The organism is Streptococcus pseudopneumoniae ATCC BAA-960 = CCUG 49455 (assembly GCF_002087075.1).
In the GTDB taxonomy this organism is placed as follows: domain Bacteria; phylum Bacillota; class Bacilli; order Lactobacillales; family Streptococcaceae; genus Streptococcus; species Streptococcus pseudopneumoniae.
In genome coordinates this window covers 64512-80521 of the sequence record NZ_MWSM01000013.1, presented here as the reverse complement: position 1 = coordinate 80521, position 16010 = coordinate 64512, and the positions used below count along the sequence as shown (strand labels likewise).

The 16010-nt window shown below is 38.5% G+C and carries 13 protein-coding genes and 1 pseudogene; 13 read left to right on the top strand and 1 reads right to left on the bottom strand.

All coding sequences use genetic code 11. The annotated features are described in order from the left end of the window. The first annotated feature begins 1 nt into the window (after nucleotide 1). The 5 genes from macP (at nucleotide 2) to B4W83_RS03610 (ending at nucleotide 4053) form a co-directional block, all read left to right on the top strand. Nucleotides 2–316, top strand: a complete 315-nt coding sequence (gene macP, locus B4W83_RS03630; protein ID WP_000517867.1) for a cell wall synthase accessory phosphoprotein MacP — start codon at nucleotides 2–4, stop codon at nucleotides 314–316. A 16-nt stretch (nucleotides 317–332) separates the two neighbouring features. After that, a complete protein-coding gene (locus B4W83_RS03625; protein ID WP_000689794.1) occupies nucleotides 333–1025 on the top strand; it encodes a 5'-methylthioadenosine/adenosylhomocysteine nucleosidase in 693 nt (230 codons plus the stop codon). A 76-nt stretch (nucleotides 1026–1101) separates the two neighbouring features. Continuing rightward, a complete protein-coding gene (gene rocS, locus B4W83_RS03620; RefSeq protein ID WP_000021242.1) occupies nucleotides 1102–1593 on the top strand; it encodes a chromosome segregation protein RocS in 492 nt (163 codons plus the stop codon). 97 nt (nucleotides 1594–1690) lie between these two features. Beyond that, nucleotides 1691–2281, top strand: a complete 591-nt coding sequence (locus tag B4W83_RS03615; RefSeq protein ID WP_000440254.1) for a 3'-5' exonuclease — start codon at nucleotides 1691–1693, stop codon at nucleotides 2279–2281. An 8-nt stretch (nucleotides 2282–2289) separates the two neighbouring features. Next, on the top strand, nucleotides 2290–4053 hold the full coding sequence (locus tag B4W83_RS03610; protein WP_000801725.1) for a glycerophosphoryl diester phosphodiesterase membrane domain-containing protein: 1764 nt from the start codon (nucleotides 2290–2292) through the stop codon (nucleotides 4051–4053). Nucleotides 4054–4134: 81 nt separating this feature from the next. Here B4W83_RS03610 and B4W83_RS03605 read toward each other — a convergent pair. Beyond that, nucleotides 4135–5351 (bottom strand): ISL3 family transposase gene (locus B4W83_RS03605; RefSeq protein WP_413470457.1). Its coding sequence is split into 2 segments (ribosomal slippage): nucleotides 4135–4901 and nucleotides 4901–5351, totalling 1218 coding nucleotides; the frame shifts between segments, so codons are not numbered across the junction. 569 nt (nucleotides 5352–5920) lie between these two features. On the opposite strand from B4W83_RS03605, the gene B4W83_RS03600 reads away from it, so the two are divergent. The 8 genes and pseudogenes from B4W83_RS03600 to B4W83_RS03560 all read left to right on the top strand — a co-directional run bounded on the left by B4W83_RS03600 (nucleotide 5921) and on the right by B4W83_RS03560 (nucleotide 15753). Beyond that, a complete protein-coding gene (locus tag B4W83_RS03600; RefSeq protein ID WP_007284790.1) occupies nucleotides 5921–6211 on the top strand; it encodes a YSIRK-type signal peptide-containing protein in 291 nt (96 codons plus the stop codon). 1714 nt (nucleotides 6212–7925) lie between these two features. Beyond that, nucleotides 7926–8129, top strand: a pseudogene (locus B4W83_RS03595) (hypothetical protein); the annotation flags it as partial. A 27-nt stretch (nucleotides 8130–8156) separates the two neighbouring features. After that, the gene (locus B4W83_RS03590; protein WP_025170644.1) at nucleotides 8157–8573 is read left to right on the top strand and encodes an EGFR-like transmembrane domain-containing protein; all 417 of its coding nucleotides are present in this window, start codon (nucleotides 8157–8159) and stop codon (nucleotides 8571–8573) included. 230 nt (nucleotides 8574–8803) lie between these two features. Beyond that, on the top strand, nucleotides 8804–9511 hold the full coding sequence (gene ccdA2 / locus B4W83_RS03580; protein WP_000447997.1) for a thiol-disulfide oxidoreductase-associated membrane protein CcdA2: 708 nt from the start codon (nucleotides 8804–8806) through the stop codon (nucleotides 9509–9511). Between the two features lie 11 nt (nucleotides 9512–9522). After that, complete coding sequence (gene sdbB / locus B4W83_RS03575) at nucleotides 9523–10080, top strand: thiol-disulfide oxidoreductase-associated lipoprotein SdbB (protein WP_000757366.1); 558 nt, start codon at nucleotides 9523–9525, stop codon at nucleotides 10078–10080. A 124-nt stretch (nucleotides 10081–10204) separates the two neighbouring features. After that, entirely contained in the window at nucleotides 10205–11596 is a 1392-nt protein-coding gene (locus B4W83_RS03570) for an APC family permease (RefSeq protein WP_001020307.1), read from the top strand. A gap of 142 nt (nucleotides 11597–11738) precedes the next feature. Further along, on the top strand, nucleotides 11739–12656 hold the full coding sequence (gene adcAII, locus B4W83_RS03565; protein ID WP_000744536.1) for a zinc-binding lipoprotein AdcAII: 918 nt from the start codon (nucleotides 11739–11741) through the stop codon (nucleotides 12654–12656). A gap of 7 nt (nucleotides 12657–12663) precedes the next feature. After that, a complete protein-coding gene (locus B4W83_RS03560) occupies nucleotides 12664–15753 on the top strand; it encodes a pneumococcal-type histidine triad protein (RefSeq protein WP_000700358.1) in 3090 nt (1029 codons plus the stop codon). Nucleotides 15754–16010: the final 257 nt, after the last annotated feature.

Here is a 16010-nt window from a genome sequence, read left to right as displayed (position 1 = left end):
TATGGGTAAACCTTTATTAACGGATGAAATGATTGAAAGAGCTAATAGAGGCGAAAAAATTTCAGGTCCTCCTTTGCTAGATGATAATGAGGAGACTAAGATTTTACCAACCTCTTCTTCCCGTTTTGGTTATGCCAATCCTAAGGGACATGGCTTTAGTCAGGAAACCTTGAAGATTCAGGTTGAACCATCTATTCATAAAAGTCGTCGCATTGAAAATACCAAGAGAAATGTCTTCAATTCTAAGTTGAATAAGATTTTATTTGCAGTCATCTTTCTCTTGATTTTGCTTGTCTTAGCAATGAAACTTTTGTAATAGAAAAGGAATTGAAATGAAAATAGGAATTATTGCAGCTATGCCAGAAGAACTAGCTTATTTGGTCCAGCATTTAGAAAATGCCCAAGAGCAAGTTGTCTTAGGAAATACCTATCATAAAGGCACCATTGCTTCTCATGAAGTCGTTCTTGTAGAGAGTGGAATTGGTAAGGTCATGTCTGCTATGAGTGTGGCGATTTTGGCTGATCATTTTCAAGTGGATGCTTTGATTAACACGGGTTCAGCTGGGGCAGTAGCAGAAGGTATCGCTGTTGGGGATGTCGTGATTGCTGACAAATTAGCCTATCATGACGTGGATGTCACAGCTTTTGGCTATGCTTATGGACAAATGGCGCAACAACCGCTTTATTTCGAATCAGACAAAACCTTTGTTGCTCAAATCCAAGAGAGTTTATCTCAATTGGACCAAAACTGGCATCTTGGTTTGATTGCTACAGGAGATAGTTTTGTTGCAGGAAATGACAAGATAGAAGCGATTAAGTCCCATTTCCCAGAAGTTTTAGCCGTGGAGATGGAGGGGGCAGCTATTGCTCAAGCAGCGCATGCCCTCAATCTCCCAGTCTTAGTCATCAGAGCTATGAGTGACAATGCCAACCATGAAGCAAACATCTTTTTTGATGAGTTTATTATCGAAGCTGGACGTCGCTCTGCCCAAGTCTTGTTGACCTTTTTGAAGGCTTTAGATTAAGCGGAAATTTGACAGTTTTTCTAGCTTATGATAAGATTTAAGTAAAGAAAAGCTAGAAAACGTTTCAGAGGATATTATGAGTATTGAAATGACCGTCAGTGAGATTGCAGAGGTCTTAGGATTATCTCGCCAAGCAATCAATAACCGTGTCAAAGAATTACCAGAAGAAGACACAGATAAAAATGACAAAGGGGTAACAGTTGTTACCAGAAGTGGCTTGATTAAGCTAGAAGAAATCTATAAAAAAACGATTTTTGAAGATGAGCCTGTCAGTGAAGATGTCAAACAACGTGAACTGATGGAGATTCTAGTGGATGAGAAGAATGCAGAAATTCTTCGTCTTTATGAACAATTAAAAGCCAAGGATCGTCAGTTATCAGAAAAAGACGAGCAGATGCGTATCAAAGACCGTCAGATTGCTGAGAAAGACAAACAATTAGATCAGCAACAACAATTGACCCTTCAAGCCATGAAGGATCAAGAAAATCTTAAGCTAGAGCTGGACCAAGCAAAAGAAGAAGTCCAATCCACTAAAAAAGGCTTTTTTGCTCGTTTATTTGGAGGATAATCAAGGAGCTGTTTAGGTTAAATGCTAACCTGATGGCTTCTTTTGTTTGTGAATAGTATAGTTGATTAGAACAGAGACAGTAGAGGAGAGGTACAGAATGGAACGATTAGAAGATTACATTGCTTTTGATTTAGAATTTAATCAGCACGAAGGACAAACACACTTGATTCAAGTATCGGCAGTGCGTTTTAGAGATGGTCGGGAAATCGATGCCTATGATTCCTATGTTCATACCAGCGTCCCTCTAAAAAGCTTTATCAATGGTTTGACCGGGATTACAGCTGAGACCTTAAAAGATGCTCCTCCAGTTGAGAAAGTCTTAGAAGAATTCCAAGAGTTTGTGGGTTCTTTGCTGATGATAGGCTACAATGCTGCTAAAAGTGATTTACCTATTTTAGCAGAGCATGGTTTAGACTATAGCCAACAGTACAAGGTGGATTTGTATGATGAAGCTTTTGAACGTCGGAGTTCAGATTTACATGGTATTGCCAATCTCAAATTGCAAACTGTTGCCTCATTTCTTGGATTTCAAGGTCAGTCTCATAATAGTTTAGAGGATGCTCGGATGACGGCGCGTGTTTACGAATCCTTCTTAGAGTCGGATCAAGCTAGGGAATTGTTAGAGACAGAAAGTAGCTTATCAAACAATCCTTTTGGTGGCTTGGACTTGTCTCAATTATTTGACTAGGAGTGCCTATGAAACCTGAAAAACCTAAAAAATTGGGTCTTAAACAGATTTACCTCAATCTTGATAAAATCCTCTTTCTATTTTTCTTGATTTTTATGATAGTGGAGTATTTGTGGGTACCATTCAATTCATGGTTGGCTAGCTTCTTATTAGATCAGACAGGTTATCTTTTTATTTCCTATAACAATGTCTTAGCCATCCTTACTCATTCTCCATTGATTAGTCTAGCTTTTTTAGCCTTGATTGTAATTAACCTTCTGGTTGCTTATTTTCAAATAGGACTCCTCTTTATTGGTGCTCGTCATCTCCTCTATAATGAAAAGCGAAGGCTAATTGAGTATATCCGCAAGGTTTTCCATGAAAGTTTTGGATTTATGAAAAAGCTAACTTGCGCTAAAGCCTTGTTTATCTTTTTCTATATAGCTATGCTGTTTCCTTTTATACGGAAAATGCTGAAGATTTATTATCTTAATAAAATCGTCATTCCAGAGTTTATCCAAGCTTATTTAGAAGATAGATATTGGATGTGGTGGCTGAGCATCCTACTTCTATCTCTTATCTTTCTCTATGTCTCTGTCAGATTGATGTTTGCCCTTCCGAAGATTGTATATGATCAGCTGACTGTTCGAGAAGCAGTGATGTTTAGCTTGGAGAAAACCAAGAAGAGAGTTACTTTTTATGCTTGGAATTTATTTTACATCTTGCTCAAAGCACATTTATTATTTTATCTTCCTTTGATTCCTTTATTATTGGCTCAAACTTTGGTAGATGATATCACTCAGAGAGAGTCTCTGATTCTTGGTATTTTGAATTTTGTCATGATTAAAAATCTCTATTATATGGCTCTGACTTATTTTTTGGTTAAATTTGTTTCATTTTTGACAGGAAAGGAGCTGGATATGCTTCCTAGGAGAGAAAAAGATCACATCGTGCGATGGGGTGTCATGACTTGTGCCAGTCTTTTCTTTGCCTTAGAAGGTTATATTTATCTGGAGGCTCCCATGGTTCATCTACCTCAACTTATTTCTCACCGAGGGGTTTCCAATGCAAATGGGATTCAAAATACAGTAGAGTCCTTGGAAACTACAGCACAACTCAAACCAGACTTGGTGGAGACGGACGTGCAGGAAACAAAAGATGGGCAGTTTGTCATGATGCATGATGCTAACTTGAAAAATCTAGCAGGTATCAATAAAAGTCCTCAAGACTTAAACTTGGAGGAGCTTAAAGGGATTGATATTTTTGAAAATGGCTACCAGACTAAAATTTCAAGCTTTGAAGATTATCTCAGTCGAGCCAACGAACTTGGTCAAAAATTACTAATTGAAATTAAAACCAGTAAAAAAGATAGTCCAGACATGATGAACCACTTTTTAGCCCGTTATGCTGCAAAGCTCAAGATTTATGGACATCAAATCCAGTCTTTAGACTACCATGTTGTCGAAAAAGTAAGACAGTATGATGCCGAACTGCCAGTTTATTTCATCATGCCCTACAATTCTGTCTTTCCTAAAACAAGAGCGACAGGATATACTATGGAGTACTCAACCTTGGATGAATATTTTGTAAGCAAACTATGGACAACGGATCAGAAACTTTATGTCTGGACTGTCAATGATTCAGAAGCTATCAGCAAATCTCTTCACTTAGGAGTAGATGGAGTGATTACAGATGATTTGGAAAAAGTTCAGCGGGAAATAGAAGTAGCCCAAGAAGATCCAGAATATACGGATTTGCTCTTGAAAAAAGCATTGGAATTCTTTGAATTTTAGTAATAAAAAAGAGGAACGGTTGTTCCTCCCATGATAGGTAAGTATTCTGGCTCTTTGTCAACTGTAGTGGGTTGAAGTCAGCTAAGCTCGAGAAAGGACAAATTTCGTCCTTTCTTTTTTGATGTTCAGAGCGATAAAAATCCGTTTTTTGAAGTTTTCAAAGTTCCGAAATCCAAAGGCATTTCGTTTGATAAGCTTAATGAGATTATTAGTGGCTTCCAATTTTGCGTTAGAATAGTGTAGTTGAAGGGCATTGACAATCTTTTCTTTATCCTTTAGAAAGGTTTTAAAGACAGTCTGAAAAAGAGGATGAACCTGCTTTAGATTGTCCTCAATAAGTTCGAAAAATTTGTCTGGCTCCTTGTTCTGGAAGTGAAAAAGTAAGAGCTGATAGAGATTGTAGTGGTGTTTCAAGTCTTCTGAATAGCTCAAAAGCTTGTCAAGAATCTCTTTATTGGTTAAGTGCATACGAAAAGTAGGGCGATAAAAACGTTTATCGCTGAGTTTACGACTATCCTGTTGAATGAGTTTCCAGTAGCGTTTAATAGCCTTGTATTCATGGGATTTTCTATCGAATTGGTTCATGATTTGGACACGCACACGACTCATAGCACGGCTAAGATGTTGCACAATGTGAAAGCGATCCAGAACGATTTTAGCGTTTGGAAAAAGTTGCCTAGCTAAGTCATAATAAGGACTAAACATATCCATAGTAATAATTTTCACTCGACATCGGACGACCCTATCATATTTAAGAAAGTGATCTCGAATGACGGCTTGTGTTCTACCTTCAAGAACAGTGATGATATTGAGCTTATCAAAATCTTGCGCAATGAAACTCATCTCCATCTCCCGATTGAAACAGTCACTCCCCGGACTGTTTCAACGTCCCAAGACATAATCTCAGGCAGATTTCTAACATTACACTCAAAGTGGAAGTCATTGAGCTTTCGAATGACAGTTGAAGTTGAAATGGCCAGCTGATGGGCAATATCGGTCATAGAAGTCTTTTCAATCAACTTTTGCGCAATTTTTTGATTGATAATACGAGGGATTTGGTCATTTTTCTTGACGATAGAAGTTTCAGCGACCATCATTTTAGAACAATGATAGCACTTGAAACGACGCTTTCTAAGTAGAATTCTAGTAGGCATACCAGTCGTTTCAAGATAAGGAATTTTAGAAGGTTTTTGAAAGTCATATTTCTTCATTTGACTTCCGCACTCAGGACAAGATGGAGCTTCATAGTCTAGTTTGGCGATGAGTTCCTTGTATGTATCCTTATTAATGATATCCATAAATTGGATATTAGGGTCTTTGATATCGAGTAGTTTTGTGATAAAATGTAATTGTTCCGTATGATTCTTTCTAATGAGTTGTTTTGTCGCTTTTCATTATAGGTCATATGGGACTTTTTTTCTACACAAAATAGGCTCCATAATATCTATAGGGGATTTACCCACTACAAATATTATAGAGCCATTTTTCGGAGAGCCTGTTTTTTTATTTGCTGAGTCTAGGATAGTTCTTGCTGGCGATAGATAGCAAGACGAACAGCTTCTTTTGAATGTCATATAAATTTAAAATTTCTGAAAATAACGAAAAATATACTAAATTTACAAATAAGGAGCCTCTAAATCCTTTAAAATAAGAAATATATATATATATATAATCATCGATTTTCTAAAACAAAGTGAGGTTGAAGGAAGGGAACTAAGTTGATATAATGAAGTATTAGTAGACAATGGGCCTTTTTGTCATTTGTTTAAGATGAAAAAAGGTCATGTTTTCCTGTTTTTATTGCGAGTTGATGCCTGCATGAACATGGCTAGAGGAGCAAAGACAGGGTAGAAAGAAAGGAAAAACTATGAAACAGTTTAAAATGAATGAGCGTCAACGCTTTTCTATACGCAAGTTTTCAATTGGAGCAGTCTCAGTCTTGCTAGGGTCTGTCTTTTTTATAGCTAATCCAGCGACAGAAGTCCAGGCGGCGGAAGTAAATACAGAAGTGGTCAGTCAGGATGGAAATGGCAACACTGGGAATCCATCTGTCTTACCGCCATCAGATACAAGCAATCAAAATCTTAACGTAGAACAAGAAGGAGCTAAACCAAACACTCAAGAGACAGAGAAAAAAAGAGCCAGGAACTTCATCTAAAGATAGTGAAGGAAAAGCTAAGTCAACAGTAGAGAATAAAGGTGATGAAAAAGTTGATGGTGTAGTTAAACCTGTATCTGGTGAATTATCTACTGTGTCCGAGGTAGAAAAAGATAAAAAAGAAGTACAACCAGAGTTGGAAGAAAAATCCTCAATTATCAAAGAAGAAGCTAATAGAGAAGATAAGATAGATCAATCTCAAGAAGAAGATGGGGATCAGTTATATGATAAATTGATAGATGCATCTAAAAGATTGAAAGAATCCAATCCTGAGTCGGCAGCAGCTTTTAAAAACTTAGCAGATACTATCAACGAAAAGTTAGGACTTTCAGACGACGGAAAGATTTCTGGAGAACTTGTCGAAAAAGCTCACAAGTTACTAGATGGTAATCAAGTGATGATGTCAAAAAATGATAGTGAGGAAAATTCTGAGGAAAGAGGAGTTCATGTAAGAAAAAGACGGAATATAGCAGGATTAACAATTGGGAGATGGAATGCAGTACGTAAACAAATAGAAGTTTCTAATATACTAGTAGTACCAGGTGGAGATAGAGTATTTGGTAATATTTTGAAAATTAGTGCTAAATCAAATCATGAGAAAATTACTAGCATATCTGTAACTGGTCATGAAAACATGGGGTTAAAGGTCGAATCTTCTGTCAATGGGAGTGAAGCATCTTTGACTTTCGACGGAATTACTCCGCGCAGGGGTCAGTATTTATTGAATGTAACAGTAACTACTTCAAGCGGTAGTCAGACGACACAATTTGGATACTATCTCCCTTTTCAGAAGCCGACTATTAATACACCAAATGATAGTACAGATGCAAGTGTCCCGAGCTTAGCAGGTAAAGCTAATGAAAAACCTAATATTGATGTGACAATTCCTTATGTTCCTAAATTACCTAATGGCGCAAAGATGAAAGTATATTTGGTAACCGGAGGTTCGGATATTTCTAATTATGGAGGGAGTACGGATGGATTAGCTTATCCGGAAGGTTATAATATACTTGCCTCTAAAGATATATCTCCTAATAATGATGGGGATGGTTCTGCACGCCAAATTACTATTACCCAGTCTGATTATAAGTCTGGAGTTAATAAGATAGGAACAGATAAATTTAGAGCACTCACTGTTATCGAAGTAAATAATAACGTAAACGATGGTAATCCACGAGAACGTGGTTCCTGGTTTAGTGATGAAAGAAGAGCGACAGCACCAGTAGCTAAAGAAGCAACACCTGAAAAACCAACAGTTGCCTCTAGCGAAGCGAATGCCAATGTAACGGTAACACCAAGTGCGAATGCAGACCATGTAGAAATTAGCATTGGAAGCGACAAAGTTGTAGCTACGAAATCAGGGTCAAGCTGGAGCCTAACACCAACAAAATCAGGTGTCAGCATTGATGGAGTAAGTGGTGTTGTTACAATTTCCCATAATGCGGCTAGTGCAGGAACTCAAGTAAGTGCGACAGCTAAACATGGTAATAGTGAAGTTAGTGCTTCTTCAACACCAGTCAGCTTGCCATCAAAACGATATTATCCAATTCCCGATTCGTATAACGTAACATCGCAACCATCTACTCCTACTCAGCCAGACCAAGGAGCTACTGAGACTCCAACAGCTCCATCTGAGCCAGCTCCACAACCGTCTCAACCAACTGCTTCGGGTCAACCTGCAAGTCCTGCTCCAGCTCCGACTCAAGCACCTAGAGCGGCAGCAAGTCCTTCAGTTAGCTCAACGAGCACGCAAGCTCCAGCTCAAGAGCAAGTTGACAAGTCTGAACTTCGTGCCTTGACTCAAGAGTTAGACCAACGCTTGAAAGCTTTGGCAACAGTATCTAATCCGAAAATCGATGCAGCCAAGGCGGTCCTCCTAGATGCTCAAAAAGCTCTGGAAGATAGTGCCTTGACAGAGCAAGGTCTACGTACTGCAGTAGAGTCTGTGAAGGCTGCCTTGGACTCTCTCAAAGATGTGAAAGCAAATGCTAGCGACAGCAAGCCTGCACAGGACAAGAAAGATGCCAAACAAGGAACGGAAGATAGTAAGGATTCAGATAAGATGACTGAAACAAACTCAGTTCCAGCAGGAGTGATTGTAGTCGGTCTACTCGCCCTTCTAGGTGTGATTGCCTTCTGGTTGGTTCGCCGTAAGAAAGAGTCAGAAATCCAGCAATTAAGCACGGAATTGACAAAAGTTCTTGGACAGCTAGATGCAGAAAAAGTAGATAAAAAAGTCCTTGCTAAAGCCCAAAACCTTCTCCAAGAAACCCTTGATTTCGTGAAAGAGGAAAATGGCTCAGCAGAGACAGAAGCTAAACTAGTAGAGGAGCTTAAAGTAATCCTTGCCAAACTCAAGTAAAACTTGATTTATGAAATGTCAGATCTAAAAGACATTTTCGTTCACAAAAGCAGCGACGAGTAACCCTTGTCGTTGCTTTTTGGCTATTTTGGGGGATAAGATCCGCCTTGACTAGCAAAAGAAAAGATTGGTCCAGTAGTGCCCGATACGATTTTGCGTAGCAGAAAGCATACAAATGAAATTGAATATAGTAAAATAGGATTAGAAATCTTAAGAAAGTTGGTTCTTTATTGGAAACGATAGTATTTTCAATTTCCGTTTTTTTAGCAGGGGTCTTGTCCTTCTTTTCTCCCTGTATTTTTCCTCTTCTGCCAGTCTATGCTGGGATTTTATTGGATGATCAGGAAAGCGCAAAAATCTTTTCTTTATTTGGGAGAAAGGTTCTCTGGTCAGGCTTGATTCGAACACTTTGCTTTATCGCAGGTATTTCACTCATTTTCTTTATTCTAGGCTTTGGTGCTGGTTACTTTGGTCATATTCTCTATGCAAATTGGTTTCGATATGTTATGGGAACAATTATTATCATTTTGGGACTTCACCAGATGGAAATTTTTCATTTTAAGAAATTAGAGGTTCAAAAAAGCTTTACTTTTAAGAAATCAGAAGCCAATCGTTATTGGTCAGCCTTTTTACTCGGTATTACCTTTAGCTTTGGTTGGACGCCTTGTATTGGTCCAGTTTTAAGTTCTGTTTTAGCGCTTGCGGCTTCTGGAGGCAATGGAGCTTGGCAAGGTGCTATCTATACTCTTATTTACACTCTGGGGATGGCTCTTCCTTTCTTGGTCTTGGCTCTAGCTTCAGGTCTAGTCATGCCTTATTTTAGTAAAATCAAACGTCATATGATGCTAATGAAGAAAATTGGTGGTTTCCTCATTATTTTAATGGGAATTTTGTTACTATTAGGACAAGTAAATGTTCTAGCTGGAATTTTTGAATAAAGGAGAAAATGATGAAAAAAGTAATGTTTGCTGGCTTAAGTCTCTTGTCATTAGTTGTATTGATAGCCTGTGGTGAGGAAGAAACTAAAAAAACTCAAGCCCCACAACAGCCAAAACAAGAAACGCCTGTACAGCAAATTGCTGTTGGGAAAGATGCTCCAGACTTCACCTTGCAATCCATGGATGGTAAAGAAGTCAAGTTATCTGATTTTAAGGGTAAAAAGGTTTACTTGAAGTTTTGGGCTTCCTGGTGTGGTCCATGTAAGAAAAGTATGCCTGAGTTGATGGAATTAGCTGCAAAACCAGATCGCGATTTTGAAATTCTTACTGTCATTGCACCAGGAATTCAAGGTGAAAAAACTGTTAATCAATTCCCACAATGGTTCCAAGAACAAGGATATAAAGATATCCCAGTTCTTTATGATACTAAAGCAACAACCTTCCAAGCTTATCAAATTCGAAGCATTCCTACAGAATACCTAATTGATAGTCAAGGAAAGATTGGAAAGATTCAATTTGGTGCTATCAGTAATGCGGATGCAGAAGCAGCATTTAAAGAAATGAACTAGAATCGATAAAAATCTGATTACAAGATGTAGTCAGATTTTTTTTTTAGAAAAATATTTTATAAATAGTCACAAATCTCCTATATTTATGGTAAAATAGAATCATCATTTTATTTGGAGAAGAAATATGAATATATTTAGAACAAAGAATGTAAGTTTGGATAAAACGGAGATGCACAGGCATTTGAAGTTATGGGATTTGATTTTGCTGGGTATCGGAGCCATGGTAGGGACAGGCATCTTTACAATTACAGGTACTGCAGCTGCCACACTTGCTGGTCCAGCCCTAGTGATTTCAATCGTCATTTCTGCCTTGTGTGTGGGATTATCAGCCCTCTTTTTTGCAGAATTTGCTTCACGAGTACCTGCTACAGGTGGTGCCTACAGTTATCTCTATGCTATTTTAGGAGAATTCCCAGCCTGGTTGGCTGGTTGGTTAACCATGATGGAGTTCATGACAGCCATATCAGGCGTAGCTTCGGGTTGGGCAGCTTATTTTAAAGGCTTGCTCTCTCAATACGGGATAGCCCTTCCTCAGCCTTTAAATGGTACCTTTAATCCTCAAGCAGGGACATTTGTTGATTTATTGCCTATTCTTGTCTTGGTCTTGGTGACCTCGCTTGTTTTACTCAATGCTAAAGCAGCCTTACGCTTTAATTCTATTCTAGTTATTTTGAAATTCTCGGCTTTAGCTCTCTTTGTTTTAGTAGGAATTTGGCATATCAAACTTGATAATTGGAGTAATTTTGCTCCTTATGGTTTTGGACAAATCTATGGTGCTAGTACTGGTATTATGGCTGGTGCCTCCTTGATGTTCTTCGGTTTTTTGGGATTTGAATCCATCTCTATGGCTGTAGATGAGGTCAAGACTCCTCAAAAAAATATTCCTAGAGGGATTGTCTTATCGCTTTCTATCGTAACCATTCTCTATGCCTTGGTGACGCTTGTTTTGACTGGTGTGGTTCACTATAGTCATTTAAATGTCAATGATGCCGTTGCCTTTGCCCTTCGTAGCGTTGGGATCAGTTGGGCAGCCAACTATGTGTCATTAGTGGCTATCTTGACCTTGATTACAGTTTGTATCTCGATGACCTATGCCCTATCGCGTATGATTTACAGTTTAGCGCGCGATGGCTTAATGCCTGCCGCCTTTAAAGAACTAACGAAGACTAGCAAGGTACCAAAGAATGCTACTATTTTAACAGGTCTAGCTTCAGCAGTAGCAGCAGGAATCTTCCCGCTAGCTAGTATTGCAGCCTTCTTAAACATTTGTACCTTGGCCTACTTAATCATGCTGGCTTACGGCCTGATTCGCTTACGGAAAGAAAAAGGGATGCCAAAAGCTGGGGAATTTAAAACACCCTTGGTACCCCTGTTACCGATTTTATCAATCATCATTTGTTTATCCTTTATGTTACAGTATAATATGGAAACTTGGATTGCTTTCCTAGTTGCCTTGTTAGTAGGAAGTATTATTTACTTCACTTATGGCTATAAGCATTCTACCATAGAAGAATAAAGTAAAAGTCTGTTGAGTTGTTGAAACTCAGCAGATTTTTATATGTGAAAGAAATTTCAAATTTTTTCTAAAAATATCTTGACAGATTAAGTTTTTAGGAGTAGAATGTTTACTAGTTAATTAAACAGTTAAGGAGTTGTTCATGAAGAAACAAAATTTATTTTTAGTCTTGTTAAGTGTCTTTCTTTTATTGCTAGGAGCCTGTAGTCAAAAGGAAAGTCAGACAGGAAAGGGGATGAAAATTGTGACCAGTTTTTATCCTATCTATGCTATGGTTAAGGAAGTATCTGGTGACTTGAATGATGTTCGGATGATTCAGTCAAGTAGTGGGATTCACTCCTTTGAACCTTCGGCAAATGATATCGCAGCCATCTATGATGCAGATGTCTTTGTTTACCATTCACATACGCTCGAATCTTGGGCAGGAAGTTTAGATCCCAATCTAAAAAAATCCAAAGTGAAGGTTTTAGAGGCTTCAGAGGGAATGACTTTAGACCGCGTCCCAGGGCTAGAAGATGTAGAAGCAGGGGATGGAGTTGATGAAAAAACGCTCTATGACCCTCACACTTGGCTAGATCCTGAAAAAGCTGGCGAAGAAGCTCAGATTATCGCTGATAAGCTTTCGGAGGCGGATAGTGAGCATAAAGAAACTTACCAAAAAAATGCGCAAGCCTTTATCAAAAAAGCTCAAGAATTGACTAAGAAATTCCAGCCTAAATTTGAAAAAGCGACTCAGAAAACATTTGTAACACAACATACAGCCTTTTCTTATTTAGCTAAGCGATTTGGACTCAATCAACTTGGTATTGCAGGTATCTCTCCGGAACAAGAACCAAGTCCAAGACAACTAACAGAAATTCAGGAATTTGTTAAAACCTATAAGGTTAAAACGATTTTTACAGAAAGTAACGCTTCTTCAAAAGTAGCTGAAACTCTTGTCAAATCAACAGGTGTAGGTCTTAAAACTCTGAATCCTTTAGAGGCAGACCCACAAAATGACAAGACCTATTTAGAAAATCTTGAAGAAAATATAAGTGTTCTAGCAGAAGAATTAAAGTGAGGAAAAAATGAAAATCAATAAAAAATATCTAGCAGGTTCAGTGGCAGTTCTTGCCCTAAGTGTTTGTTCCTATGAACTTGGTCGTTACCAAGCTGGTCAGGCTAAGAAAGAGTCTAATCGAGTTGCTTATATAGATGGTAATCAGGCTGGTCAAAAGGCAGAGAACTTAACACCAGATGAAGTCAGTAAGAGAGAGGGAATCAATGCTGAACAAATTGTTATCAAGATTACGGATCAAGGTTATGTGACTTCTCATGGAGACCATTATCATTACTATAATGGCAAGGTTCCTTATGATGCCATCATCAGTGAAGAGCTCCTCATGAAAGATTCGAATTATCAGTTGAAGGATTCAGACATTGTCAATGAAATCAAGGGTGGTTATGTCATTAAGGTAAACGGTAAATACTATGTTTACCTTAAAGATGCGGCCCATGCGGATAATATTCGGACAAAAGAAGAGATTAAACGTCAGAAGCAGGAACATAGTAGTAATCACGGTGGCGGTTCAAACAATCAGGCGGTAGTTGCAGCCAGAGCCCAAGGACGTTATACAACGGATGATGGTTATATCTTTAATGCCTCTGATATCATTGAAGATACAGGCGATGCCTATATTGTTCCTCATGGCAATCACTTCCACTATATTCCTAAGAGTGATTTGTCTGCCAGTGAATTAGCTGCTGCCCAAGCCTTCTTATCTGGAAAAGGCGGTCAATTAAGTACGGTTGAATATCGTTCTAGCAGGGGAGAAACAAGATCTAGTGTGAGAACGAGTCCATCTGAAACTCCTCAAAATCTTACAACAACTCCTGAGAGTCAAAATGAGGATTTAGCTAGTCTCCTTCAAGAATTGTACGCTTTGCCACTTAGCCAACGTCATGTGGAGTCTGATGGATTAGTATTTGACCCAGCACAGATTACAAAACGTACTGCAAATGGTGTGGCAGTACCTCACGGAGATCATTTCCATTTCATTCCTTATTCGCAAATGTCTGCCTTGGAAGAAAAATTGGCTCGAAATCTACCAATTGGAGGTCAGCCAGTTCAAAAGCATTCTGATAATACGAAACCAAGCAGTCCTGCGAAACCAAGTTCAGCCATTAAAGCAAACTTTAATCTCAATACGCAGGCACCGAATAGAGCAACTGGAGGAGCCTATACAACGGATGATGGGTATGTCTTTAGTCCAACAGATGTGATTGAAGATACAGGTGACGCTTTTGTTGTACCGCATGGAAATCATTTTCACTATATTCCTAAGAGTGATTTGTCTGCAGGAGAATTGGCTGCAGCCCAAGCCTATTGGAATGGGAAGCAGGGGTCTCGTCCTTCTTCAAGTTCTAGTCATAATGCAAATCCAGCTCAACCAAGCTTGTCAGAGAACCACAATTTGACTGTCACTCCAACTTATCATCAAAATCAAGGGGAAGACATTCCAAGCCTTTTACGTGAATTGTATGCTAAACCCTTATCAGAACGCCATGTAGAATCGGATGGACTAGTATTTGACCCGGCACAAATAACAAATCGTACAGCTAATGGTGTTGCTGTACCGCACGGAGACCATTATCACTTTATCCCTTATTCACAAATGTCACCTTTGGAAGAAAAATTGGCTCGTATGATAGCTATTAAGGGACAAAATGGTGCAGTCTTGCCGGGAATGAATTATTTGAAACCAGCACCAAAACCGCAAGCTCAACCATCAACTGAGAAAAAACAAACTGATTTTACAGTAGAACAGGTTGTTAGAAAAGTTGGGGAAGGATATGTTGTGGAAATTGCTGGTGTCAGTCACTATGTTTTTGCTAAAGACTTGGCTAAGGATAAGATTGATGCTATTGAAAATCTCTTGTCTAAGAAAACTCAAGAGACACATGCTCTAGTTGCTAAAAAAGAAAATGTCGCTTCTCGTGACCAAGAATTTTATGATAAAGCCTACAATCTGTTAACCCAGGCTCATAAAGCCTTGTCTGAAAATAAAGGTCGCGTTTCTGATTTCCAAACTTTAGACAAATTAGCAGAGCGCTTGAATGATGAATCTTCTAATAAAGTAAAATTGGTAGATGATTTATTGGCATTCCTAGCACCAATTACCCATCCAGAGCGACTTGGCAAACCAAATGCTCAAATTGCCTATACAGACGATGAAATTAAATTAGCGAAATTAGCAGGTAAATATACAACAGAGGATGGCTATATCTTTGATGAGCATGATATTGAAAGTGATGAAGGAAATGCCTACGTCACTCCACACTTGAACCATAGCCACTGGATTAAAAAAGACAGCTTATCTGAAGCTGAAAGAGCAGCAGCTCAGGCTTATGCTAAAGAAAAAGGCTTACAAGCTCCAAATTCTACTGAAGCAACAGAAGCAAAACCAGAGGCAACAGGGACAGAAGCTATCTATAACCGCGTAAAAGCTGAGAAAAAGGTACCATTAGAAAAAATACCGAATCATTTACAGTATACTGTAGCTGTACAAAATGGTCACTTTATAATTCCTCACTTTGATCACTATCATAACCTTAAGTTTGCATGGTTTGATGAAGGACTTTACTCAGCTCCTGAAGGCTATACCTTAGAAGATTTATTTGCGACAGTGAAATACTACGTTGAACATCCTGACCAACGTCCTCATTCAGATAATGGTTGGGGTAATGCTAGCGACCATGTTCGTAAAAATAAGGCAGACCAAAACGGTAAACCTGATGAAGATAAGGAACATGATGAAGTAAGTGAGCCAACTCATTCTGAATCTGATGAAAAAGAGAATCACGCTGGTTTAAATCCTTCAGCAGATAATCTTTATAGACCAAGCACTGATGCGGAAGAGACAGAGGAAGAAGCTGAAGATACTACAGATGAGGATGAAGTTCCACAAGTAGAGCGTTCTGTTATTGACGTTAAGATAGCAGAGGCGGAGACCTTGCTAGAAAAAGTAACAGATTCTCGTACTCGCCAAAATGCTATGGAGACATTGTCTGGTCTAAACAGCAGTCTTCTTTTCGGAACGAAAGACAGTAACACTATTTCAGCAGAATTAGATAGGCTCTTGGCTTTGTTAAAAGAGAGTCAACCGACTCCTATATAGTAGTAAAAAGAATGAAGCATATTTTATGGAGAAGTAACCTTTCGTGTTGCTTCTCTTTTTTAGAAGAAAGTAACAGAAACTTGACAGAAGTATAATAGATTGAATCTAGAATAGTACACCTTGACTTCTAAAATATTGTTAGAAATTGATTTGACTGTCCTGATCAATTTGTCCTATTCTTATTTCATTTCTCTATAATTTTAAATAGTAAACTATTTACTGGTTAATTAAATGGTTAAATAAGCGGTTTAGAAAAA